Source organism: Aequorivita todarodis, assembly GCF_028561335.1.
Lineage (GTDB): Bacteria > Bacteroidota > Bacteroidia > Flavobacteriales > Flavobacteriaceae > Aequorivita > Aequorivita todarodis.
On record NZ_JAQQTG010000008.1, the window covers coordinates 22513 to 48014 of the forward strand.

At 41.8% G+C, this 25502-nt stretch carries 21 protein-coding genes; 3 read left to right on the forward strand and 18 right to left on the reverse strand.

The features are described from left to right. Nucleotides 1-125: 125 nt before the first annotated feature. From POV26_RS03775 to POV26_RS03825, 11 genes are all read right to left on the reverse strand, one after another. Nucleotides 126-2714: a response regulator gene (locus tag POV26_RS03775; protein WP_272855152.1), complete on the reverse strand. Its 2589-nt coding sequence runs from the start codon at nucleotides 2712-2714 to the stop codon at nucleotides 126-128. 120 nt (nucleotides 2715-2834) lie between these two features. Next, nucleotides 2835-4253 carry a carboxypeptidase-like regulatory domain-containing protein gene (locus POV26_RS03780; RefSeq protein ID WP_272855153.1) on the reverse strand — a complete coding sequence of 473 codons (1419 nt, stop codon included), beginning with the start codon at nucleotides 4251-4253 and terminating at the stop codon, nucleotides 2835-2837. A 26-nt stretch (nucleotides 4254-4279) separates the two neighbouring features. Continuing rightward, entirely contained in the window at nucleotides 4280-5446 is a 1167-nt protein-coding gene (locus POV26_RS03785; protein ID WP_272855154.1) for an acyl-CoA dehydrogenase family protein, read from the reverse strand. Between the two features lie 47 nt (nucleotides 5447-5493). After that, on the reverse strand, nucleotides 5494-6378 hold the full coding sequence (locus POV26_RS03790; RefSeq protein ID WP_272855155.1) for a ComEA family DNA-binding protein: 885 nt from the start codon (nucleotides 6376-6378) through the stop codon (nucleotides 5494-5496). Nucleotides 6379-6390: 12 nt separating this feature from the next. Further along, complete coding sequence (locus POV26_RS03795) at nucleotides 6391-8016, reverse strand: alanine/glycine:cation symporter family protein (RefSeq protein ID WP_272855156.1); 1626 nt, start codon at nucleotides 8014-8016, stop codon at nucleotides 6391-6393. Nucleotides 8017-8118: 102 nt separating this feature from the next. After that, nucleotides 8119-9126, reverse strand: coding sequence for a potassium channel family protein (locus POV26_RS03800; RefSeq protein WP_272855157.1), 1008 nt, complete (start codon nucleotides 9124-9126; stop codon nucleotides 8119-8121). Next, nucleotides 9123-9353, reverse strand: a complete 231-nt coding sequence (locus POV26_RS03805; RefSeq protein WP_272855158.1) for a PspC domain-containing protein — start codon at nucleotides 9351-9353, stop codon at nucleotides 9123-9125. Before POV26_RS03805 ends, POV26_RS03800 begins: the two co-directional genes overlap by 4 nt. 56 nt (nucleotides 9354-9409) lie before the next feature. After that, a complete protein-coding gene (locus POV26_RS03810) occupies nucleotides 9410-10714 on the reverse strand; it encodes a DUF2851 family protein (protein WP_272855159.1) in 1305 nt (434 codons plus the stop codon). A gap of 55 nt (nucleotides 10715-10769) precedes the next feature. Beyond that, complete coding sequence (locus POV26_RS03815; protein ID WP_272855160.1) at nucleotides 10770-11150, reverse strand: DUF202 domain-containing protein; 381 nt, start codon at nucleotides 11148-11150, stop codon at nucleotides 10770-10772. 89 nt (nucleotides 11151-11239) lie between these two features. Beyond that, nucleotides 11240-12598 carry a pyridoxal-phosphate dependent enzyme gene (locus POV26_RS03820; protein WP_272855161.1) on the reverse strand — a complete coding sequence of 453 codons (1359 nt, stop codon included), beginning with the start codon at nucleotides 12596-12598 and terminating at the stop codon, nucleotides 11240-11242. A gap of 139 nt (nucleotides 12599-12737) precedes the next feature. Then, a complete protein-coding gene (locus tag POV26_RS03825; protein ID WP_045081563.1) occupies nucleotides 12738-13973 on the reverse strand; it encodes an ABC transporter permease in 1236 nt (411 codons plus the stop codon). 9 nt (nucleotides 13974-13982) lie between these two features. On the opposite strand from POV26_RS03825, the gene POV26_RS03830 reads away from it, so the two are divergent. Continuing rightward, nucleotides 13983-15224: an exo-beta-N-acetylmuramidase NamZ family protein gene (locus tag POV26_RS03830; protein WP_272855162.1), complete on the forward strand. Its 1242-nt coding sequence runs from the start codon at nucleotides 13983-13985 to the stop codon at nucleotides 15222-15224. A 146-nt stretch (nucleotides 15225-15370) separates the two neighbouring features. Here POV26_RS03830 and POV26_RS03835 read toward each other — a convergent pair whose 3' ends face one another. The 7 genes from POV26_RS03835 to POV26_RS03865 form a co-directional block, all read right to left on the reverse strand. Next, complete coding sequence (locus POV26_RS03835) at nucleotides 15371-15862, reverse strand: YkgJ family cysteine cluster protein (RefSeq protein WP_272855163.1); 492 nt, start codon at nucleotides 15860-15862, stop codon at nucleotides 15371-15373. Between the two features lie 76 nt (nucleotides 15863-15938). Then, complete coding sequence (locus POV26_RS03840; RefSeq protein WP_272855164.1) at nucleotides 15939-17579, reverse strand: amidohydrolase; 1641 nt, start codon at nucleotides 17577-17579, stop codon at nucleotides 15939-15941. A gap of 223 nt (nucleotides 17580-17802) precedes the next feature. Next, nucleotides 17803-17985, reverse strand: a complete 183-nt coding sequence (locus tag POV26_RS03845; protein ID WP_045081559.1) for a hypothetical protein — start codon at nucleotides 17983-17985, stop codon at nucleotides 17803-17805. Between the two features lie 112 nt (nucleotides 17986-18097). After that, complete coding sequence (locus tag POV26_RS03850) at nucleotides 18098-18523, reverse strand: putative toxin-antitoxin system toxin component, PIN family (RefSeq protein WP_272855165.1); 426 nt, start codon at nucleotides 18521-18523, stop codon at nucleotides 18098-18100. Further along, nucleotides 18504-18734 (reverse strand): type II toxin-antitoxin system VapB15 family antitoxin, encoded by a 231-nt coding sequence (gene vap15, locus POV26_RS03855; protein ID WP_272855166.1) that lies wholly within the window; start codon nucleotides 18732-18734, stop codon nucleotides 18504-18506. The genes POV26_RS03850 and vap15 overlap by 20 nt, the downstream gene beginning before the upstream one ends. Nucleotides 18735-18776: 42 nt before the next feature. Beyond that, the gene (locus tag POV26_RS03860) at nucleotides 18777-20603 is read right to left on the reverse strand and encodes a porin family protein (protein WP_272855167.1); all 1827 of its coding nucleotides are present in this window, start codon (nucleotides 20601-20603) and stop codon (nucleotides 18777-18779) included. A gap of 102 nt (nucleotides 20604-20705) precedes the next feature. Beyond that, nucleotides 20706-23720 carry a tetratricopeptide repeat protein gene (locus POV26_RS03865; protein WP_272855168.1) on the reverse strand — a complete coding sequence of 1005 codons (3015 nt, stop codon included), beginning with the start codon at nucleotides 23718-23720 and terminating at the stop codon, nucleotides 20706-20708. 418 nt (nucleotides 23721-24138) lie between these two features. On the opposite strand from POV26_RS03865, the gene POV26_RS03870 reads away from it, so the two are divergent. Together POV26_RS03870 and POV26_RS03875 are read left to right on the forward strand one after the other, a co-directional pair. Next, nucleotides 24139-24609 (forward strand): tail fiber protein, encoded by a 471-nt coding sequence (locus tag POV26_RS03870; RefSeq protein ID WP_272855169.1) that lies wholly within the window; start codon nucleotides 24139-24141, stop codon nucleotides 24607-24609. 78 nt (nucleotides 24610-24687) lie between these two features. After that, nucleotides 24688-25371, forward strand: a complete 684-nt coding sequence (locus POV26_RS03875; protein ID WP_272855170.1) for a cell division ATP-binding protein FtsE — start codon at nucleotides 24688-24690, stop codon at nucleotides 25369-25371. Nucleotides 25372-25502: the final 131 nt, after the last annotated feature.

Genomic DNA, 25502 nt, shown 5'->3' on the forward strand with positions numbered 1-25502 from the left:
GCAATTTTACACTTTAAAATTCTGAAAAATACCAACTTGCGGTTATCACAGATGTACCAAGTTTTTGCTGTTATGTAACACTGCTATATGAAAGATGGAAAATAAGTTCTTTTTGTTGAAAAAACCTATCTCGAACTGTACTCGGATGGAAGGACCCCGTAGTATTTTTTGAAACATTTGCTGAAATAGGAAAGACTGGAAAAACCCACCGAGTATGCTGCTTGGGAAACGTCGAGACCAGAAGCCAACAATTTGGCCGCCCGTAACAACCGCCTATGGCGTATAAATGCCGTGGTACCCTTGCCGGTAAGGGCATTGAGCTTGCGGTGCAACTGCATCCTGCTGGTGCCCACTTCGGCACATAGCTGGGCAACGGTAAATTGGTTGTCCTCCAGATTGTCCTCCACGGCCTGTATCAGTTTTTTCATAAAAACTTCCTCGGGGCCTGTGATGACTATTTCGGAAACGTCCTGCCCGCTTATTTCCAGGTATCTTTTTTTGAGCCTTTCCTTTTGCTCCAAAAGGTTCGACAACCGCAACAACAATTCCTCGGTATGGAAAGGTTTGGTAATATAGTCGTCCGCCCCTGTCTTTAAGCCTTTCAGTTTGGTTTCCATATCGGCGCGCGCGGTAAGCAATACTACGGGAATATGGCTGGTAGTCTCGGTTTCCTTAAGAATTCGGCATAGTTCCAACCCATCTATTCCGGGCATCATTACATCACTGATTATTAAGTCCGGAAGCGATTTTTTTGCTATCTCAAGGGCCACTTTGCCATCCATGGCATATTGCACATTATAAAATGGATCGAGCTTTTCAGTAATAATTTCGGCAAGTTCGGCTTGGTCTTCTACCAAAAGTACCGATTTTGCACCAACTTTATTTTTCTCATTAGATGGCGGGGGGATTTTGGAAATTGAAGATTTTGATTTCCCACTATCATTTGCTGCATCTTCCCTTTCCGTAGCCCTTTCCATCCTCATCGTAAACGTAAAAGTGCTCCCTTTTCCCGGATTATTTTCGGCACTAATGGTGCCACCGTGCAGTTCTACCAACTCCTTGGTTAGTGAAAGGCCGATGCCCGTACCCGTTATGGGCGCCCCTTCGCCTTGGTAATATCGATCAAAAATATTTCCTATATCTTCCGCGGAAATGCCCTTTCCGTGGTCTTTTATCGAAACGTGGAGCATTCCATCGGTATAGGAAGCAGCAAGGTGGATAGCGGTATTTTCGTCGGAAAACTTGATGGCATTGGACAGCAGATTGGAAACTATTTTCTCAAGGGCATCGGCATCAAAAAGCACCTGCACATCCTCGCTCGGCATTTGGCTGTTTATGGTTATTTGCTTGCTTGCTGCCATAGAGGAAAAAATGGAGACCTGCGCCCGTAACGCCCTGAAAATATAATCTGGCCGTTTGTTGAGCCCAAAATAGCCCGATTCCAGTTTGGTAAGGTCCAGGATTTGGTTTATGAGCCGCAACAGCCGGTCCGTCTGCTGTTTTACGAGATGCCAATCGGCATTTCTTTCGGCGGCCGAATATTTTTCAACGGTACTGTTTATTAATGTGAGCGGTGTGCGGAGCTCGTGCGAGATATTGGCGAACAGCTTTGTTTTCAGCTCATCGAAGGCCTTTATCTTTTCGGACTGGATGCGCATTTTCAATGCCTTTTCCTTTTCTTCCTCGGCCTGTGCCGCCGCAATCTTGTTCGCACATATAGAAGAGATGGTTTTCAACACGCCCAAGTGCCGTGCGGTATAGAACCCTTTTTGGGGATGCTCGGAATCTATTACTCCCAGCACCTTTCCGCGGAAAACCAGTGGCACGGCGATTTCAGAAAGACGGTTGGCGTCGTCTGCGATGTAGCGCGGATCACGGGAGGTGTCCGCCACAATTTCCGGGATCGCGGTCTGCGCAACGTGCCCCACGATGCCCGCGCCTATGGGGATGTCAATAGGTTTGAAAATTTCAAATTCCCGTGGGTTTTTTGTGCCATAGGCCGCTTTTTGGACAAGCACCTGCTTCTTTTCGTCAATCAGGTAGATTACGCAGTCCACAAAACCCAAACGGCCAATGCAGTTTTTGGTAACGTCCCAGAGAATCTCGTCCACGGTATTCTTCCCAAAAAGGGAATTTGAAAAGTAGTGTATGGTATCCTCAATTTCGGCAGCCTCTTCCACGGCCAGCCTTTCCCGCTTTAAATGCCTTGATAATCGGGATGCATAAAAAACACCCAGGACAATACTGCCAAGCAATGTTATGAAGATGTTTACAAAATGGAAATAGTGCAATTGTCCCTTGGAAAAGGTCTGTGGAAACAGCGAATAGTCAGTAAGTTCCAGCCCTACAAAGGCAGAAGTGCCTAAAACGATCAACAAGACAAGGGCACCTTTTTCTTCCAATTCAAACATCAAGATACCGCTTACCAGCACCAAAACCAGTATCAGTTGTATCCCGGCATCCTTGCCCAAAGATGAGGCGAGCCAGAAGAGAAACAAAACAGACAATACATAAAGCCAGCCTCGGGCCAGTTTTGGATATCCCAGATGATTAAAGAGCCAACAAAGGGGAAACAGAAATACAAAAGAAAGGGCAATACCAAAACCGTAAAAAGGTTTGCCAATGAAAAAAAACAAATAGTGCAAGGCCGTGAAAACGGACAGTAGCGTATAGAGATTGGCCAGCCTTACCTTTTGCGACTCCAAAAAAGGCATCGAAGGTTCTGTACCAATCCTGATGAAATTGAAACTCCCGGCATCCATACCCTTAAAGATAGGGATTTTATGGGTATTGCTTCAATAGTTTATTAAGTAGAAATCTCGCGGATATGAAGGTTATTCCCTGAACAAGGTTGCCCGTTTGCTCAAATCCAAAATAAGCTTTTCCTCCTCTTTGCTTTCCAGCAACACGTTGTAGTTTTTCCAAAAAGCTTCATTGTAAGGCTTGCTCGAAAAAATATCTGCGGACCAATCGTTTTGTTCCAGTTCCTGTTTTACGAGTTCCGGATCCTGGATGATGTCGCTGAATAAAATTTCCTGAATGGTGTAGTAATACTGCTCATCCTTGTCAAAACCCGGTTCTGCTTCGGTCTTTATCCTATCGGAAGAGCGGTCGCCCGTGTTTACGAGTTTTGGTGTTTCGTAATAGATATAGTTCGGGTACATTTTTCCGTCGTAATCTTTATAGGTCATCACGAGCTTGTGGATGGTCTGCGTATCAAAAAGGCTCTTGCTGCGCTTTTTCTGAACATCGGACGCAGCAACCAATTCGTATTCCACTTTTTTGATGGCGTAGTTGTCATAATAAATATAGATCCAGCCCTTTGGCTCAAAACCCTCGTTGTAAATGTTTGGCGTGTTCAGCCCAACAAAATCAGCACCTTTTTCAATTTTAATTTTATAGAGCTTCCTTCCGTTGTCGACCAAAATAGTGTCGAGTTCAAACTGATGTTTTTCCAACATATTTTTTCCCAACAAAGCGCCCGTAACATTTGAATTGCGGACCAAATTGAGTTTTCCCTTAAAAAGATTTTCCAAACCGTTCACGCGGCTGTCGTTCCATTTTATGGCTTCAATCAATGACGAAGTTTTTACTAAATTCCTGTTTATGGTTTCAGTCTTTATCCCTTTGCTTTTAAGAAATGCCGCAAAGGTAAAAACGCTGTCGATATCCCGTAGATCGTAACTCTTTCGAGTTTCGTCCACATTTATTTTTAAGTTGTTTTTGGCTCCGGAAGCATAGCTGGAATCGTATAAGGTGATGGCGCTTTCAATAAGCCATTTATATTCCTTTTTGTTGCGCTCTTTGTGGCGAAGAAACCCTTTTTGCAGATAGGGTTGTTCGGGAAGGTTTTTCGGAAGTTTTTCAATGGCTTTCTCAACAATGCCATTTCCGGTCGTGGGCCGCGGATCTGCAACTATCACCACCTCATCGAGGGAAGCGACGTCTTCTTCCAAAAAAATATCGGATCCGTTTTCAAATTCGCTAATGACAACCTTAAAGCTTTTATACCCGATGGAAGAAATTACCAACGTATCCTGCAGATGTTGCTGCGGCACTTTCAAAACGAAATTGCCATCGGCATTGGTTATGGAGCCGATAGTTGTGTTTTCAATATAAACACTGGCGCTTTCAATGGGCTGGAAGGTCAGGAAATCGGCTACTTTACCTTTTAGCTCGGTTTGGGCGAAGGTGGTTGCGGTGATGAAAAAAATAAATAAGGTGAAAAAACTTTTTAAAGTGAAATGCTTCATTTCCTGAAATTAGAATTATGAATAAATTATGTAGCCGGCTTATACTCCTTGCCCTCAATAACCATCTTCGCAATTATCTCACGTAAAATCTCGGAAGTTCCACCACCGATGGGCCCAAGCCTGCTATCTCGCAACAAACGCGCCAACGGATAATCTTCCATATAGCCATAGCCGCCCAAAAACTGGAGGCATTCGGTCATTACCTCATCGGCAACTTTGGTGGAAATGAGTTTGCTCATCGTGGCTTCCTTCACTACATATTCGCCGTCGTTCAAGCGTTTTGCGGTAACGTAATTAAAGGTTTTGCAGACCTCAATTTCGCTGGCAAGCTGTGCCACGCGATGACGCAAGGCCTGAAATTTTGAAATACTCTTGCCAAAGGCAAAACGATCCTTCATATATTGAATGGTATATTCCAAAGCAAACTCGCTGCGGGCGTGGGCGTTGATACCCATAATCAAGCGTTCCAAAGCGAAATGTTGCATAATGTACGGAAAACCTTTGTTCTCCTCGCCCATCAAATTTTCTGCGGGAATTTCCACATTGTCAAAGGCTATCTCCCCCGTATCGCTGGCGCGCCAGCCCAATTTATCGAGTTTGGTTGCGGAAACGCCTTTGGCCTCGCGGTCCACCACAAAAATGCTGATGCCTTTGTTGCCCAATTCGGGAGCTGTTTTTGCGGCAACAATCAGATAATCGCTGTAAATTCCGTTGGTGATAAATGTCTTGGAACCATTTAAAATATAACTATCGCCTTTTTTTACGGCAGTACTGCGCATTCCGGAAACATCGCTGCCGCCAAATGGTTCCGTGATGCAAAGACAGCCTATTTTTTCACCGGTAATGCTTGGTGCCAAATACTTTTCCTTTTGCTCGTGGTTTGCCTCCTTTTTAAGATGCGTCATCGCCAAATAGGCGTGTGCCCACATTGCCGCGGCAAAACCGCCACTGTTTATTTTTTGGAGCTCTTCCAAAAAAATCACGGTGTAAAAAAGATCGAGGTCCAAGCCGCCATATTTCTCGGGCTGATAGATTCCGAAGTAGCCCATCTGGCCAAACTTCTCCCAAATGAAACGTTCAATATGTCCCGTTTTTTCCCACTTTTCAATATGTGGCACTACTTCCTTTTGAAGAAAATCCTGAAAACTCTTTCTGAAAAATTCGTGTTCCTCTGTAAAATACATTTTACTCATGCTGCTCTGATACTAATATTTATAGGCCTTTCGGCAATTTTTTTAATTTACTCAACGGACAAATATAACTGAATTAGCTGTAACTTTCTTTCCGTCATTCCCTCAATTTTGTCCAATTCTTGAATGTTGTTTACTTTTTCGTGAAGTCTTCGGTATTCCCAAATTTTCTTTGCCATTTCAAAAGAGATGCCGGGAATGGTAGAAATATCGGAGGCCGAAGCTGTATTGATATTTATTTTTGAAATTACTTTCGGCGTTTTCACAGTGAACATATTTAAGGTGCGTTGCACAACTGAAGGTTCCAATCCATAAACATTGTAAAGTTGAATATCATCTGAAAAGCCGCCCAACTTTTCGCGATAGGAAAGGATCCGCTTGCTCAATGCTTCGCCAATGCCGCTCACTTGCTGCAATTGCTCTTCGGTGGCTTTGTTCAAGTCTATCTTTTGCCCAAAGGGCTTTTCCGCAAAACCTTTATCGTTTTTATAATCTTTGAAATTGCTTTTTGGTTTCGGATTGGTAACCCAATCGGGAAATTTGAAGTACGGACTCAATGCATTCAACAACGAATCTGAAACTCCGGTAACCCTTTTAAAATCTTCCGCTGAGTTGATCCATTTGCCTTCTTTTCGGTATTGGAGCAAACGGTCAATTTCCTCGTTTGTCATTCCCAAAACATAACCTTTGTAATCTGTTATGAAATTTGGGTTGAAAGGATATTTTTTTGGCTTTCTGTTTTCAATTTCAACAAGCCGAAGTGAATCCAGTTCTTTTTGCATCGAGACAATTTCCGCGGAAGAAACATCGAAAGTATCCTTTTCAGAAAAATCAACGAACCAATAAACACATAACAATGAAATGACGAGCAGCAACAAAAGCAAAACCCCACTCCGTTGTTGCCTGCTGAACGTGAAGTGGGATTTTAATTCCATATTGTTTCGTTTTTACATATGTTTCTGCATATCTTCCAAACCGTCGTCAATCGCATCGTGTTTGGTGCGGATCGCATTCATATAGCGGTTCAATTCCTTTCTTACAACTGGCGTCAATAATACAACCCCAATAATATTAGGCACGACCATTGCAAAAATCATGGCATCGGAGAAGTTGATGACCGAACCCAGACTGATAACCGATCCAACCCATATAAAGATACAAAATAACAGTTTATAAATAAGCTCGGTAACCTTTCCTCTTCCGAAGAGATAGACCCAGCCCTGCATTCCGTAATAGGACCACGAAATCATGGTTGAAAAGGCAAAGAGGATAACAGCTACCGTAAGTACTATCGAGAAATGCGGAATCACGCTATCAAATGCCGTTGCGGTAAGTTCTACCCCTTCCTTGACTTCTACTCCATATTGGATGATATTATTGTCGAAATTAGTTATTACAATAACCAAAGCCGTCATTGTACAAATCACTACCGTGTCAATAAAAGGTTCCAAAAGCGCCACAATTCCTTCGGAAGCGGGATATTTGGTGCGCACTGCCGAGTGGGCAATAGCTGCGGAACCAACCCCGGCTTCGTTTGAAAATGCCCCACGGCGAATTCCTTGTATCATTACTCCAACCAAACCGCCGGCAATTCCGAGACCGCTGAAAGCTCCCTCAAAAATCAAGGCGAAGGCATCGCCTATGTGGTGATAGTTGGCAACCAAAATAACAAGCGCTCCCAAAACATAGATACCGGCCATAAAAGGCACTATTTTTTCGGTCACTTTGGCAATACGCTTAATACCTCCAATAATTACCACTGCAACAATAATTGCCATAATAATACCAAACCAAATTGAGGCACTGGTACCCTGCAATTCAAAAAGCTGCACAAACTGGGCTGCGGCCTGGTTTGCCTGAAACATATTTCCGCCGCCGAAAGAGCCGCCGATTACAAATATGGCAAACAGAATAGCGAGTACTTTACCCAGACCGCCCATTCCTTTTTGGCCAAGGCCTTTTTTAAGATAATACATCGGGCCCCCGTAAACAGTTCCATCGGGACCAACATCACGGAATTTTACCCCCAAAGTACATTCGGCAAATTTTGATGCCATCCCCAGAATACCTGCAAGAATCATCCAAAAGGTAGCTCCGGGCCCCCCAATGGAAAGGGCTACGGCAACCCCGGCAATATTTCCCAAACCTACCGTTGCGGAAAGTGCCGCCGTTAAAGCCTGAAAATGCGAAACTTCCCCATCGGCACTGTCATCGCGGATGGTCTCGATCAAATTTTCCTGTTCGTTGGGCGTTACATCGCCGTATAGCGTATCGGCACCGTGTTTTTCAATATCTTCGTATTTCCCTCTTACTACACGAAGGGCAGTGCCAAAACCCGTGATATTTATAAGTTTGAAATAAAAGGTGAAATACAGCGCACCTCCAATCAATACTATGAGCACCCACGGTATCTGGAAAGATTCCGAAAACGGAATTTCATAAAAAATCAAGTTGACAAACCAACCTGTATATTTTTGGAATATTGCATCAACTTTTTCGGAAGCGGTGGTTTCCTGTGCAAAAGTGAAAATTGGAATTAAAAAAGTGATTAGCGAAAGAAGATATTTCTTCATAGTGGAATTTTAAGATTTAACGTTTTAAAAAATAAAACGAAGCAAGATGCTTAAAAAAAACTACAATTTCAAAAAATTAAAAGGAAATTTGTTAACGTTTCCTTAAACACCGTATTCCCTTTTCAGGCTTTCTATTTGTTCGGGGCGCCCAATCAAAATAAGTTTTGAGTTTTTTTGAAGGATGAGCGAAGGTTCGGGGTTCACGATGTATTCTCCCTTTGGGCCACGATAACCTATGATGGAGCAACCTGTTTTTTTACGGACGTCCAAATCCTTTATGGCCTGTTCCCTTCCGTGCGGGCACATTTTTTCAAAAGGGATCTGCTCTACATTGATGCTGTCCTGTTGCCCAGAAACGGTCAAGTTATCCAAGAACTCAACCAGATCTGGCACTACCACCAGGGAAGCCATATGGTCGCCGCCAATTTTATCGGGCATTATTACATTATCCGCACCGCCGAGTTTCAGTTTTTTATAGCTGGTCTCTTCGCTGGCGCGACTTATAATTTTAAGATTTTTGTTCATCTGCCGGGCCGAGAGCACGATAAAAAGATTGTCGGCATCGTTCGGGGTGGCGCAGATAAGCGTTGCCGCTCTCTCTATGCCGGCTTTTAGCAGGACCTCGTCCTCAATGGCATTGCCGAGGATGAAAAGATTCTTCTCATCGGAAAACCGCTCGATAATCTCCTCGTCCTTTTCAATAATAACGAATGGCCGATTGTAGGCCGCCAATTTTTGGACCGCCTGTTTTCCGTTTCTGCCATAGCCGCAAACTATGATGTGGCCGTGCATGGATTCCAATTTTTTCTGCACTTTTTTCTGTCTTAAACTTCCAATGTTCTTACTTAAAATATATTCCGTGATAACCGAAATGGCATAACCAACGATAAAGATACTGGAAATGATAAGAAGCGACACAAATATTTTTTCCTGCGGGCTCAAGGGCATCACTTCGCCATAGCCCACAGTGGTAACCGTAATTACCGTCATGTAAAAAGCGTCTATCCACGAGTAATCGGAGAAAAAATGAAAGCCCACCACTCCGGTCATAAACACCAGGAGCAAAAGAAGAATCGCGACCGTTATTTTGGAGCTGAAGAGTTGCTTCATAAATCAAAGACCGAGGTTCGTTTGGTGTTCACAAGATCCTTCAGCTTCAATAGGAAAGCCAGGGTAAGATAAATGGCAAAGCCTATCCCAAAGGTGGCGAAGGAAACATAAATGAAAAACAGGCGGACGCTCTTGGCGCGCATCCCCAGCCTTTCGGCAAAGCGGGAGGACACGTAAAAGCCCCGTTTTTCAAGATAGTGGCGCAATGAATATACAGCTTGCAACATAGCTGCAAATTACACTTTTTCGGTATAAATCTGTACGTTCACAAATAGAAAAATCATTATTGAAGTTGTTGGACCTTTGCTGTTTTTCGTTCGGAACCGATAATGGAATTTCCGATCGCACATTGCAAACACCTGTTTTTATCGCAGTATTCACTTTTTAGTTGAAGCAAGGCCTGACTATTGCACGCGTTTTTCGAAATATTTTTTAAAGAATTATATTTCTTCACAATCGTGTTTTCTTCGGAAGAAATTTCAGAGGCCAGCCTCAATATTTGTTCAGAAATATCCTTGCCCTGCTGCACTGCATAGCAAAATTTTAGGGGGATAATCGTATTGATTACCAAAAGGTCCATAAAGCTTTTACTGATGCGCTTTTTTCGCTGTAGCGAACCAATTCCGAAGTTATAATGGGTATCCCAATACTCACTTCCGCATACTGCGAAAAGCTTATAAAGCGCATTCACATTTTGTGCGGCAATTACTTTGGAAAACAGGTTTTCCTGCTCAAAATAGAGCATCGCAAATTGTGCCAGGCGCACCGTGGGAAAGTTCGGTGGACGCAGCCTGAAAAACTTCGGGGCAATTACATTTGAATTTTCCAGTTGGAATTTATGCTTTAAATATCCATAACGGGTTTTCAGCGTTTTGAAATACCAATCCTCCGTATCGCCTTCCAGCAATCCAGCTTGTCCCATCAACAGCGCTTCCAGATCCTGCCGTTCCTGGCTACATTTTTTTACTACCGAAAAATCAATCGATTTGGCAACGCTGAAAAAGGAATCGCCATTTACTTTCAACCCAAAATTTTTACAAAGCATTCTGAAGAGCAGACTTTCCCAGTGGTTTTGAGTTTCTTTCAACTCCTTCAGAAGTATCTTTTCTTTTCTTTGAAGCCGTTCCAGATACAGTCTTTCCAACCAATTTTCCGCAGTAAACTCGTCTATTGAAGCAAAATCATTTTCGCAGTTGATCCATTTTTTTTCCTGTGAAAACAGCTTTTGGTACCGCTCCTGGGTGGTTTTCGGAACGTGTTTTTTCAAAATAAAAGTGGGAATCGCGGAGCCGTCCTTTCTGTAAATTTCAGCATCGTGTTCCCATACTACGTGGAGGATTACATTGTCATACGCCGAGTCGGTTTCGTGGGCATGGGCATACCAATCGGAAGACTTTAAGTGAATTTCAACATTGCCGGCCCACAGTTGGCTGTCCAACTCAATCTGGGCATTAAAAAAATCAGGGCCAGAGTTCTGGTTATGGCTCCCGGGGTTTTTGATGTGTAAAATTTCGCCATTTGAAGTGTAAAGACCGCCCACGTCAAACTTCTGAAATTTCCACACGTAGTGCAGAAAATCCTCTTTCATTTGAAACTATTTTAGTGGGGAGTCTTAAACCGTGAGATAAATATAGCAAAAAATATTATGCCTCGACCTCTTCCTTTTGCAATTTTTCCTTCGTATCTGCCTGTTTTTGAACTTTTTCCGAAATGGTATCCACAAAAAGAATACGGTTCCATTTGTAAAGTCTGCGCGATAGCAGCACGTAGCGAAAAATGCCGACCACCAAAAAAATAACGCAAACCACCAATGCGATGTAACCCAACCAATGAATATCCCTAAAATCCTTGAGCTGAAGTATGGCAATACCGCCCAAAAGCAAATAAAGCGAGGATCGGATATAGGACAGCAGCGTGCGCTCGTTGGCCAGTTTGGTACGCTCAAGTGCCAATATTTCATTGGTATTTGCGGGTACTGGCTTGGTGCGAAGAAATCGAAATAATTTTTTGGCTTCGTTTTTCATAGTAGCATAAAAATACGAATTATTTATTGGAGATTGTAACCACAAATTCACGAATAATTATATATAATTCGTGAATTCGTGGTGAAAAATTACAAGGCGCTTATTATATCGTGCTTTGTGATTATATTGTATTTTCCATCGCCCAAATCGACCAAAACGGCATTGTTCTCTTTATGGATCAATTTTGAAATTTCTTCAATTGAGGTGCTCTTTTTTACAATTGGGAAAGGTTTGTGCATTACTTCTTTTATAGGAAGATTTGCCACGTTTTTGTTTTCCAGATATTTCCGAAGCAGATCGGCCTCGTCCAAAGCGCCCACAAAGCCTGTCGTGTCTTCCACGGGAATCTGGCTGATGTGGTATTTTTTCATGCGCTCAATGGCGTGGCCCACCAATTCCTCGGTCTTTACGGTAATCAACGGTTTGTCCTCGTGCTCCTTGATCAAATCGGAAGCGTTTTTTGCCTCGTCCTCCACAAAGCCGCGCTCGCGCATCCACTCATCGTTGTACATTTTGCCAACGTAGCGGCTTCCGTGGTCGTGGAAAAGAACGACTACCACATCATCTTTCGTGAATTTATCCTTCAGTTGAAGCAAGCCTTTTATTGCCGCTCCCGCTGAATTCCCCAAAAAGAAACCTTCCATCTTGGCGAGTTTTTGGGTATAAATAGCTGCGTCTTTATCGGTTACTTTTACAAAACCGTCAATCACACTGAAATCCACGTTCTTCGGAAGGATATCTTCGCCAATTCCTTCGGTGATGTAGGGATAGATTTCGTTTTCGTCAAAAATCCCCGTTTCGTGGTATTTTTTGAAAACACTTCCGTAGGTATCAATTCCCCAGATTTTTACATTTGGGTTCTGTTCCTTTAAATATTTCCCTACGCCGCTAATTGTTCCCCCGGTACCAACACCTACCACAAAATGGGTTACTTTTCCGTCGGTCTGCTTCCAGATTTCAGGGCCCGTGCTTTCGTAATGTGCCTTGGTGTTGCTGAGATTGTCGTATTGGTTTACGTACCAACTGTTGGGCGTCTCCTCCGCCAACCTTTTTGAAGTGGAGTAATAACTGCGCGGGTCCTCGGGGGCCACGTTGGTTGGGCAAACCACCACTTTGCTGCCCACGGCTTTTAGAATATCAATCTTTTCCTTGCTCTGCTTATCGCTAATTACGCAGACCATTTTGTAGCCTTTTACGATTGCGGCGAGCGCAAGGCCCATTCCCGTATTTCCGGAGGTTCCCTCGATGATTGTTCCGCCGGGTTTCAATCTTCCGTCGGCCTCGGCGTCTTCAATCATCTTTACGGCCATTCTATCCTTTACCGAATTTCCCGGGTTGAAAGTTTCGTATTTGGCGAGCACCAAAGCGGGAATATCCCCAATTATCTTGTTGATTTTTACCATGGGCGTATTGCCGATGGTTCCCAATATATTTTCTGCGTATTCCATAACAAATTTTAGAAGTGCAAAGGTATAAAAAAGTCCTCCCCCAGCCCCTCCAAAGGAAGGGAGATTTTTATGAGCTTGATAAATTATCGATTAAAAAAAAAACCCCAAAGATTTTTGAGACCTTTGGGGTCTAAGTTCGTTACTCAAACCGAATGGCCTTCACCGGAGAAATTTTTGAAATAATAAAAGAAGGTATCAAAAGCATCAAAAGGCAAAGCAAAAATGTACCTGCGTTCAATATTAAAATATAGTCCCAATGCAAATAAACTGGGGCTTCGTTTACGTAATAAGTATCTGGGTTTAGTTTGAAAATTTTACCGTATTTCTGAATTAAAAGTAAACCAATCCCTATAATATTTCCCCAAAAAAGCCCCACACCAATCAAATACATCGCGTTATAAAGAAACACTTTCCGCACGCTCCAATCGCTGCTGCCTAAGGCTTTTAGAATTCCAATCATTTGAGTTCGCTCCAAAATCAAAACCAACAAAGCGGTAATCATATTGATGCCCGCCACCAAAATCATTATTCCAATAATCATTATAATGTTGAAGTCGAAAAGATCGAGCCACTCAAAGATAGAGGCATATTTTTGGCGGATGGTCTGGGTGTCGAGCGTGCTCCCGGTTTCGTTGTAAACTTCGTTGCCAATTGGGACTATTTCATCAAAATCATCCACAAAAACCTCAAAGGCGCCGATTTGGTCGGCTTCCCATTTGTTCAGTCGCTGAATGTGGCGAATGTCCGTTATTATAAATTGTTCGTCAAACTGTTGAAAGCCGCTGTTGTAAATTCCCACAATATCAAAACCACGGCTGCGAGGAGTTTTGGAAACTTCATCGTTCAGAAAAAAAGTAGTTACTTTATCGCCCAGTTTCAGATGTAGCCTATTCGCCAAATATTCCGAAATCAGGATGTCCTCATTTAAATCGCCTTTAAAATCGGGCAGTTTTCCCTCAACCAAATAATCCTTGAAATATTCCCAATCATAATCGTCGCCAACGCCTTTTACCACCACGCCCTCAAAATCGGTCTCGGTGCGGATTACGCCGCCTTTTGAAGCGGTAACTTGCACGTGTTTTATTCCTTCAATATTTTTGAAAGTTGGATAAAAATCCTGGTTTTTCGAAATTGGGTTTTGGGAATCGTTGGAAAAATTGGTGTCGAAATTCGTAATAATTATATCGCCATTAAAGGCAGAAACCTTTTCGCGAATCTTTTTTTGGAGCCCCACGCCCGTGGCAATGGAAACGAGCATCATAATAATGCCGAGTGCAATTGCAGTGATTGCAATTTTTATAATCGGCGCCGAAATACTACTTTTATAGTCCTTGGAAGCAATGATGCGCCGAGCGATGAAAAATTCGAAATTCACTACGATTTTATGGGCTTAACTTTTTTCAAAAATACAGTTTTATTGGTTGTTTTGACAATTATTTCGTGCGGAAATGGCCCCCTAACCCCCAATGGGGAAAATGAGGTTAAAAACACAATGAAAGATGGCGAAAAGGAAATTGTTGTTGGCGCGGAACAATTTCAACTTTACTCTGAATTGTTAGAGGGTAAAAATGTGGGTGTGGTTGCGAACCAAACTTCATTTTTAGAAAATGAAAAGCAACATTTAGTAGATTTCCTAATTTCGAAAAAAGTTTCGGTAAAAAAAGTTTTTGCGCCAGAGCACGGTTTTCGAGGCACTGCCGATGCCGGCGAGCACGTGAAGGATGGCGTGGATTCTAAAACTGGCGTTCCGTTGATTTCATTGTATGGAAACAACAAAAAACCATCGCAGGAACAGTTAAAGGGAATTGACGTCGTGGTTTTTGATATACAGGATGTGGGCGCGCGATTTTACACATATATTTCTACACTACATTACGTAATGGAAGCCTGCGCGGAAGCTGGAATTCCCGTTATTGTTTTGGACCGCCCAAACCCCAACGGACATTATATTGACGGTCCAATTATGGAACCTGAAAACGAAAGTTTTGTAGGAATGCATCCAATTCCAGTAGTTCATGGAATGACTATTGGCGAATATGCACAGATGATAAATGGCGAAGGCTGGTTAAAAGATAAAATAAAATGCAAATTGACTGTGGTTGAAATGCAAAACTACACGCACGAAACACCTTATGCACTTCCCATAAAACCATCGCCCAACTTGCCGAACGCCCAATCCATAAACCTCTACCCCAGCCTATGCTTTTTTGAAGGTACATTTATAAACGCCGGCCGCGGCACGGATATGCAATTTCAGGTTTTTGGGGCGCCCAGTTTGCCTGCTTCAAAATATACTTTTGAATACACGCCCCAAGCAAATGAAGGAGCAAAAAACCCAAAATTTAAAGGGCAGCTTTGCAACGGAAAAGATCTTAGAAACGAACCGCGCTTGAGCAAAATCAATTTGGAATGGTTGATCGATGCTTACAACGCCAACGGGAACCTGCCTGCCGGCAAGACAGGAAAAAAAGATTTTTTCAATTCGTTTTTTGTGAAACTCGCCGGAACTGACAAATTGCAAAAACAAATTGAGCAAGGTTTATCTGCGGAAGAAATTCGGGATTCTTGGAAGGAAGGCTTGGCGAATTTTAAAAAGATTCGAGTAAAATATTTGCTCTATGAGTAAAAAATTAAAATTTCGACAAAGCACCAAATCTCAAATTCCAAATTCCAAAGTAACTAATTGATTTTTTTTGGAATTTGGAATTCGTTATTTGGAATTTACCCTCAGTCGCAGAATTCCCCGCAACTGAAAACTGCGACTGCGACTGCCTACTTAATTATTCGTTTCATCTCCTCCACAATATTATAAGCCGCTGGGCAAATGGCGACATTTTTCATCGTTAGGTTTGAAATCTGTTGAAACTTTTTTCTGTCTGTATGTGGAAATTCGCGACAAGCTTTCGGGCGTACGTCGTAAATGCTACAGTAATTATCGGCTCCCAAAAAAGTACAGGGAACGCTTTGCAGCACGTAATCTTTATCTTCGTCAATCCGCAAATAGGTTTCGATGAATTGCTGCGGCTTCATCCGGAAATGTTTTGAAATCCGCTCAATGTCCTTATCCGTGAAAAGCGGCCCGGTAGTTTTACAGCAATTGGCGCAGGTGAGACAATCTGTTCTTTTAAATTCTGCTTCGTGCAACTCCCGCATCAAACTGTCGAGGTGTTTGGGCGGTTTTTTCTTCAGCTTTGCGAAAAACTTTTTGTTTTCTGCTTCGGCTTCCTTTGCTTTTTGGGGAAGTTGTTTTAGGATGTTTTCCATCTTTGATTTTTCCCTGTGCTCTCTGTGGCTCTGTGGTAAAAAATAACCATGGAGGCACAGAGGACACAGAGTTTATTTATTTGGCTTCGTAAACCAATTCGCCGTTAATGAATGTTGCCACTACTTTCGTTTTGGGCAATTCGGCTTCTTCTACCTTCATAATGTCCTTATCGAGAATGGTGAAATCAGCAAACTTTCCTACTTCGATACTTCCCTTTTCATTCTCTTCAAAATTGGCGAAAGCCGCCCAAATGGTCATTCCTTTTAAGGCTTCCTCGCGAGTTAAGGCATCCTTCATTTGAAAACCGTTTTCGGGGTAATTTTTTAAATCCTTTCGGGCAACGGCGGCGTAAAAGGTGTACATCGGGTTAACGTGTTCCACCGGAAAATCGGTTCCCAAGGCAACCATTCCTGCTTCATCGAGCAATTTTTTATAGGCATAGGCGCCCTTCATCCGTTCGGCCCCCACTCTATCCTCGGCCCAATACATATCGCTGGTGGCGTGCGTGGGCTGTACCGACGGAAGAATGTTATTGTTGTCGTTAAAATAATCGAAATCCGTCGCTGAGATAATCTGCGCATGCTCCACGCGCCAACGTCTATCGGTCTGGCCTTCCAACGCTTTTTTATACGCTCGAAGCACGGCAATATTCGCGGAATCGCCAATGGCGTGGGTGTTCATCTGAAATTCGGATGCGGCAATTTTTTCAGCTAAATAATTCAAGCTATCTGCCGTAGTAATCATCGCCCCAAAATGATGGGGCATATCGCTGTACGGCTCGCGCATCGCGGCACCGCGGGAACCCAGCGCGCCATCGGCATACACTTTAAAGGAACGGACGTTCAATCTGTCGGTTTTATAGATGCCTTTGTTCAAATAATAGTCGCGATTTTTTGGATTGTTGCTGACCATCGCATACATCCGGAGCTTGAATTTTCCCTGTTTTTGAAGCGTATCGATCAATTCGATAATAATTCTTCCCAAGCCAGCGTCATCTACCGTTGTCAAACCATATTGCAGGCAGATTTTTTCGGCTTCCAAAAGGGCTTCGGCTGAAACTTCACTGGTAATTTCGGGAAAAGTTTCTCTCACCAAAGCCATTGGGGCATCGATGATTACGCCCGTGGGTTCGCCGTTTTCCAAAACAACTTCGCCTCCGGCCACTTTCGTCTTGGCAGTAATTCCGGCAAGTTCCAATGCTTTTGAATTTACCAAATACGCGTGGCCATCAACCCGTTGTAACGCCACCGGGGTTTCGGGAAAGAGGGAATCTAGCTCTTTTTTAGTGGGGAAATTTTTATCCTCCCAATCGTTTTGGTCCCACCCGCGGCCAATGATATAGGGCATATTCTTTTCTTCCTGAAATGCCACCACTCGCCCCAAAATTTCTTCATAACTGGTAGTGCCGACCAAATCCACATTCTGCAGGCCGAGGCCAAGGCCATACAAATGGGCGTGGGCATCAATCAGCCCGGGAACCACGGTATTGCCTTTGGCGTCGTAAGTTTCCTTAATATTATATTTCAGTTCGAGTTCGGGTTTTAGGCCTATTTCGAGGATTTTTCCATCTTTTACCACAAGTGCATTTGCCGTGCTGAAATCTTTATCGACCGTATAAATTGTTGCATTTTTAATCAATAAGTCTGCCGGAAGTTTATCTGGGGCACAGGATGCAATAGCTGTCGTAGTCAGTAATAAGAGTAATAATTTTTTCATGGTTGATTTTATTGAGGTGTAAAAATAGAAAACATCCGCCAAAGACGGATGTTTTAATATATTTTTCGCTTTGATAGATTGCGGGAAGAATGATGGACCGTCAGAATATCGATACGTTTTTTGGAAACTATCCTGTAAATAATTCTATAATTTCCTTTTACTGAATCCTTGGAAATATAATCAAGAATGTCCTTTAAATCATCCTTGGATTGTTTTGTCTAATTTATTTGAACCATTTTTCCAGTTCGATATCCAATTGCGCGTCCGAAATTACTTCGTCATTATTAGACTGTGAAATTCCTTTTTCAATTTTCTCAATAAGAATAAGTCTTTCCACTAAATCATCAATGGAAAATTCGTCAGGTAATTTAGATAAATGTGATTGTACTATCTTTTTGGTCAACATATTGCAAATATTTAAAACGAAGATACAACTGAAAAACTTACCGGTCAAACTTATAGGTAACCTCGCCAATCCTTGAATTCCCTGAATCGAATATTGCAGCCATTTTTAATAATTAATCAATTTCCGCAATTACTTTTTCAAATTCAGCTGGGGATAAAATTTTTGCAGTTTCGAACGGGTTATGTAGTAACAAATCCTTATCTCCCGTTACTAAATAATCCGCTTTGGAAAAGTTTATCAAATCCAATAAAAAATTATCCTTTGGGTCGCGATTTATGAAATGGATTGGCCTTATTTGAACGTTTGTTCCAATTGCTTCAAGAAATTCAATTAATTCAGACACCTTCTCTTCGGGAAAATATTTTTGAAGTGCTGGCCTTTTGGTTACTCGTTCTATTTCTTCAATTAATTGTGCAGTATAAACAATCCGGATGTTGCCATTTACAATGAGACTCTTTATATTTCCAAGTCTTTTTCCTATTAAAAAACTTATCCAAACATTGGTGTCGAAAATAACCTTAACGTTTTTGTTCGTCATAGATATCTTGTCTAACTTTTTCCACCTCGGCATCTATAGTTTCAAGTGAAAGCTCATCGGTTTTAAAGGTTTCAAGCAATTTTGACAATTTTGAATCTATAATCTCCCTTTCCAATTCCTTTGAAAGTTTAATTCTTTCCCTTTTTGGCAAACTTTTTATCAAAGCAAGAATTTGCTCGAAGGTTATTTCTATTTGAAGTGCGGCTTTCATTTTCTGCTTTTTTTCAAAGTTACTGAAAATTTTGACAACTAATTACCAATCAAACTTATAGGTAACCCCCGCCAATCCTTGAATTCCTTGAACAGGGTAATTAAGCCATTTTTCATAATTATCACTAAAAAGATTGCTAACCTTCACAAATGCTGAAAGTCTATCCGTGAATCTATACCCAAAGTGAAGATTGGCATCAACGTAGCCATCCAAAGTTACCTCTTGACCTACGGAATTCCCGAAAGGATCATTATTATAAACCAAATCCTTACGCTCGCCCACATAAAACAAGGAAGCGCCACCGTATAATTTTTCGGTAATGTTGAAATCTGAAAACACCGAAGCCTTTAAATCGGGCAAGTTCCACGCTTCGTTTTGCAAATCTGTACTGTAACTATTATACGTTCCGTTTATTCCCAATGTGAATGTATTTGAAACCTCCACTTTCAGCTCCGCGAAGAAAGCAAGTGTATTCACATCGTCATAAACCACGTTGAAGGAATTTCCGTATTCATATCCTTCAAAACTTGCGTTGTAAATCTTTAAAGGATTCATTTGAAAAAGCGCACGGTTTTCATCTTTTCCGTAAGAAGCCCGAACATTGTAGGCCACAGAATTAGAGATTTTCCCTTTAATTCCGCCGAAACCTTCGTAGAGTTTTTTAGTTGGAGCAATATTTAAGGTAGGCGAAACAAATGGGTTTTCTTCCTTAAAATTATAGTAGGAATTTTGTTGAAGCCCACCTTCTGCCCCTCCGTAAACAATCACGGTTTCGTCCAATAAACGATACGATGTATTCAACCTGGGGTATAGCGAAAAGTCCGTGTCGCTGTTTTCGGAATCCAAACTCACGTTTGCCGCAACGCCCAATGAAACCGATAGATCATTATTTATAAAAGTAATAGACGGTGCCAAGCCTGCGTTTAAATAATTGTATTTAATTTCTGAAGTGTTTGTGTAATTTCTGTCAAAACTTCCACTTAAATAATCGATATCGCCGTCAATATTAAAAGTCAAATTTTCCAACGGAAATGAAAACTCAGGCTTCAAAGTAGCATTAAATTCCGAAGAAGAAAACGCATCGCCCAAATAGCGAATGTTCAAAGCCGCCTTTTCAAAAAACGAATCGTCCAACGCAATACTTCCGCCCGCGTAACCGCTGAAATACATTTGCAACGGATCAATATCAGCAATCACGTTATCGGGATACGTTACGTAATCTTCGGGCAAACCGTACCAGTTGTATATTTGATGCTCCACGCCAGCATCAAGCCTGTAGGTTGCATCTTTTTGTCTGCTTGTATAATTCGCATCAAGGCTGGTATCGTAATATTTATTGTCCAATTTCACATCTTTTATATCGCCCTGCGAAGAATTGTGCCGAAAGAAAAAACCAGCGTTATCAGTTCGGCTGATTTCAAAATTGCTGTAAAATTCGCCCAAAATGGAAGTGTAGTTTCCGAAGCCCAGCGTTGCGTAATTATCGTATAATTTTATGGGTTTTGTCTTTTCAACCGTAGTAGCCTTGCCTTTCGCAGGTGTAAAAGTAGAAGCCACCGGAACCGAGAAAATACTGTACTTCACCTCCTTTTTTGTGGTTGAAATGGAATCGTTCAATTCAGGGGTTTCCTTTACTTTAAAGGCGTCCGAAATTGTGGGCGTATATGGTTTTACGATGTTTACTACTTCGGGATCCAGTTCCTTTTCTTGGGCGGTTACGGAAAAACCCACAGCAAATAAGGCAATGAGGAAGAACATCCCCCTCAATCCCCCTTCAAAGGGGGAAGTAGCTCCCTCCCTTTGAAGTGAGGGCTGGGGTGGGATGTTTTTTATGTCTGATGAAAATCCTGTTTTAAGGGTCTTGAACATAGTTTTTATTTTTGAGTCTTTTTTATAGTTTTCTCTGTGTCCTCTGCGCCTCTGCGGTGGAATATTTTACCGCAAAGCCGCAGAGAGCGCAAAGGTTTTGGGTTAGTTTCCGGTTTCAACGGAAGAATTGGTTTTTGCCTCTGCGTTTTTGATTACTGCAAGCTCGGCTTTTGCTTCTTCAACTACCTCTGGGAAATCGGTAAAGTTTTTGGTCACACTTTCCAAAATGTAAGTTGCTTGGTAAGCATCCTTCAAAGCGTAAAAATTCTTCGCCATCAGCACCAAACCTTTGGCGCCGTATAATTTGTAGCCCGAATAATCCTTCGCCAATTTCTGTACGGAAGCATTTGAGCCTTCAAAATTTCCTTCCTTATTTTTGAAATAGGCATCGTAATAAAGCGCTTCGGCGGCAAGGGCGCCGGTTGCGATTTTCTGAACTTCGGCATAAGCGGTTTTGGCTTTTGCTTCATTATTGGTTTTCATGGCCGAACGGGCAATTATTACCTGCGCATCACTTTTAATTGAATTGTCTATTTTAGAATTCTGAAGCACTTTTTCGGCATAGTTTACAGCTTCGGCATATTGTTTCAATTCATATGAAGCCTTCATACTGTTGGTCTGCGCGAAGATGATATTCTGCGGGAAATCTGCTTCGGTTTCCAAACGTGTCAAATATTTTAGAGCATTTTGATAATCTTTCTTGCCTAAATACAATTCTGAAACCCGCGCCAAAGCTTGTTCAGTAAATTCACTTCGCTCACGGTTCACAACATATTCAAAATGCGGAATGGCTTGATCGTTTTTTCCGTCAGCGAAATAAATCTGACCCAAATAAAAATGTGCGTTTAAAGCGTGCTGCCCATTCGGGAATTGTTTTAAATAATCCTCAAATCTGCCTTTGGCTTGACTCTGGTTATTCTCCAAATACGGTTGTTCCGCCGCCAAATATGTGGCATCGTCAAGTTCGGTATCGCCCACTTGTACGTAATCCAATGTTTTTATCCAACGGGCGTATTCGTCAACATTTCCTTGGTCTATGTAAATTATTTTTGCGGAAGAAACAGCCTGCAACGCTTCGGGCGTTGAAGGAAAATCCTTCGCGACCCGTTTAAAAATTGCCAACGCATCGTTGCTCTTTCCGGTGTTGTCATAAATCAACGCTTTTTTTAGTAATGCTTTTGAAACGAAACTGCTGTTTGGAATATCGCGGACCAATTGATCGTAAGCCGAAATAGCTTCGTTTGTTTTGTTTTGCGCCACGTAGGTATTTCCCAATTCGTACAGCGCATCGTCGCGGTAAACGGATTTTGGATATTTTTTTATGAAGGCAATCAGTTCCTCAATTTTCTTTTCGCTGCGGTCCACAAAACCATAGCTGATTGCCTTTTGGAACTGCGCGTAATCGTTATCGCCGCCTAAATCGATTGCGGCGTTGTAGTTTTCCATTGCCGGCCAATACTGGCTGGTCACAAAATAGCTGTCGCCCAAACGCAGATACGCATCCTTTTTGCGCACTTTTTCTGCGGAAGAAGAACCTACGTAACTTTTGAAATTTGAAATGGCTTCGTTATAATTTTTAAGTTTGAATTGGTTGTAGGCCAAATTGTATTTCAAATTTTTATATTCCGAAGTGTTCTGTGCACCCGGCATTTGCACAAACTTTTTATAGCCCGCCAACGATTTTTCAAAATTGGAAAGTTGGTAGTCGCTCTCGGCCTTCCAATAGGTCGCGCGCGCATTAAAATCCTGGTTTTTGGGATATTTCAGGCTTTTTTCAAAAAACGAAATCGCTTCGTTGTAATCGGCTTCATTGTACAATTCAATGCCGCGGTAAAAAGCAACTTTTTGATAGGCGGCTTCATCAGCAAAGTTTTTGTTGTTTTCGAGCAAATCCAACGCTTCCTTATAATTTTTTGAAGTGATGTAACTGTCGATCAACAATCTTTTCAGTTCATCATTGTTTGGATTTTCGGGATATTTTTCAATAAACGAAAGCAAAACCTGCGGTGTGCTTTTGTAGCTGTTGCCAATCTCGTAGCTCAGTTTGGCATAATTCAAATAAGCATCTTCCTGAATTTCGGTACTCAAATCCATTTCCGAAGCATTTTTAAAAGCGTTTAACGCTTCCTGTTTTTTGTCGAGTTTCAGATAACTTTCCGCCAAATGGTAATAGGCGTTTTGGGCCACGGCGTTTCTTCCGTCCACAATTTTGTTGAACTCGCCAATGGCGCTTTCGTAATTGCCCTGTTTGTAATAGGCATAGCCCAATTGGTAGTAATCGGTATTGTTCCATTTGCCGCGAAAACCTTTGTATTCCTTTAAATATGGAATTGCTTCGGCATATTTTTCAAGATTGAAATAGCTTTCGCCAATAATTTTTGAAAGTTGGCTTTTTTCAGCGGGGCTGGATTTATCAAACTGCTCCTTCCCCATCGTGATTGCTTTTTCGAAATTTCCAAGCTTGAAATTCATATCGGCTTGGTAATAACTGAGGTCTTCGGAATAGCGCTCCTCGCCTTTTACTTCCTCAAAATTTTTGTTGGCTTCTTCATAATCGTCGCCTTCGTAAGCGATAAAACCCAGATAATACTTTGCCTGCGAGCCATATTTCTGCGAAGTGGAAACCTTGTTGAAATAACTTTTCGCCTCGTCATATCGCTTCGCCTTAAAATAGACGTATCCGTTATTGAAATTGAAACGTTCCTGCTCACTTCGACTTAAATTTGAAGTATCAACCTTATCGTACCACTTTTGGGCGTGCGAATATTTTCCGTTTTCGAAGTAAAAATTCGCCACATCTATAAATGCAGAATTCCGCTTTAAACTCGTGGGATATTTCTCCACAAATTCCTCCATTAATTGATCTGCATTTTGCTGGTTGAGCCTCACCGCCGCATTCGCAATATAATAGGCACAATCGCTCTGCACGGTTTCGTCCTCGCTGCTGTTTTTTATTTTGTCGAAAAGACTTTGCGCGGCCAAAAACTGCCCGTTATTGTAGAGTTCCAGCGCTTGGTTGAAATCGGCAAGGTCATTTGTAAAGACCGCTGTTTGCTGTGAAAAGGACGAAAATGAAAGGAATAGGAAAAGTGAAAAAACAAGAAAATTCTTTATCATTATTTACAGTTTTTGTGGCGTAAAGATATTTAACTTTAAATGTAGCTTTTGGCGATACTGTAAATTTTTAAGGTTTAATTAACGAATGATTTTTTGGTGGATTTTCTTAGGAATATAACGCTACAAATGGCAATAAATTACATTTCAGATTTTTATGCAAATATTCTTTATTTTTAAGAATTAGAATTTCATTTCAAAGATTTGAATGTCAATTGAAAAGTGGCGAAATTTAGGGGAAAATATAGATTGAACCCATCCGCGCACAATAGTGGGACTACGGTTGGAACGGTACCTATTTTATAACCATTTGCACCTATTGTTATTGTTTGCGTTTGCGTTTGCGTTTGCGTTTGCGATGGTAAAAATCAAAACCGTTTGATTCAAAAAATAACCCCTATTTTTATAAAAATTATTTGTCATGAAAAAATTGTTACCCAAAATCGTAATTGCAATTGTTCTGCTGTTTTGTTTTTCAGCCACCGCCCAACGCAACCCATTCAAAAACCTTTCGGAGAAAGATGGAAAAATAGGCATCGGCACCACAAATCCCGACGAACTGTTGACCGTAAAAGGAAAAATACACACCCAGGAAGTTCTGGTAGATATGGACGGTGCCGTTGCGCCCGATTATGTGTTTGAAACCTATTATAACGGTTTTTCCGAAATGATGCCAAATTACAGTTTGATTTCCTTGGAAGAACTGGAAGCGTTTTTAAAGGAAAACAACCATCTGCCAAATGTACCTTCTGCCGAAACGATGCGGACGGAGGGAATTTCACTAAAAGAAATGAACTTGATTTTGCTGCAAAAAATTGAGGAATTGACGCTCTACACGCTTCAGCAGCAAAAGGAGATTGATGCATTGAAAGAAAAAATTTCAGAAAAATAAATATGTTGGCAATAATCAGTTGCAGTTTGAAGTAATTCAAATTACTTTTGAAATCGAAATCGTAAATCTATAATCCCAATGGCCGATACCGTATTATTTTTAAAAGATGCTTCCATTTATCAAGGCGACAACTTAGTGCTTTCCGATGTTTCCGTTTCAGTGGAAAAAGGCGAATTTGTCTATTTAATCGGAAAAACGGGAACGGGAAAAAGTAGTTTCATGAAAACGCTTTACGGCGATCTTCCGCTTCAAGAAGGCGAGGGCAATATTGTGGGCTACGATTTGGCTACCTTAAAAGAAAACGACATTCCTTTTTTAAGACGAAAGTTAGGTGTGGTTTTTCAGGATTTTAAACTGCTGAACGACCGAACCGTGAGCGATAACCTGCGTTTTGTTCTTACCGCAACGGGATGGAAGGACAAAGCCGCGATGGAAAGCAAGATAAACGAGGTATTGGACAAGGTAGATATGAAAACCAAAGCCTTTAAATACCCTTACCAACTTTCGGGCGGGGAGCAGCAGCGTGTTGCCATTGCCCGCGCGCTTTTGAATGATCCCGAACTTATTCTCGCAGATGAGCCCACGGGAAACCTAGACCCCCAAACGAGTGTGGAAGTGATGGAAGTTTTACGTGAGATAAATAAAAACGGCAATACCATTTTAATGGCAACCCACGATTACGCATTATTGCTGAAATACCCTTCAAAAACATTGAAGTGCGATGAAAACCAAATTTTTGAAGTCGTACAGAAAACGGTTTGAAAATAAGTAGTTCAGTTTTCAGTCGCAGTTTTCAGTCGCAGTTTTCAGTCGCAGTTTTCAGTCGCAGTTTTCAGTCGCAGTTTTCAGTCGCAGTCGCAGTTTACAGAAACTCTGGTTCCAAAAGTCATTGT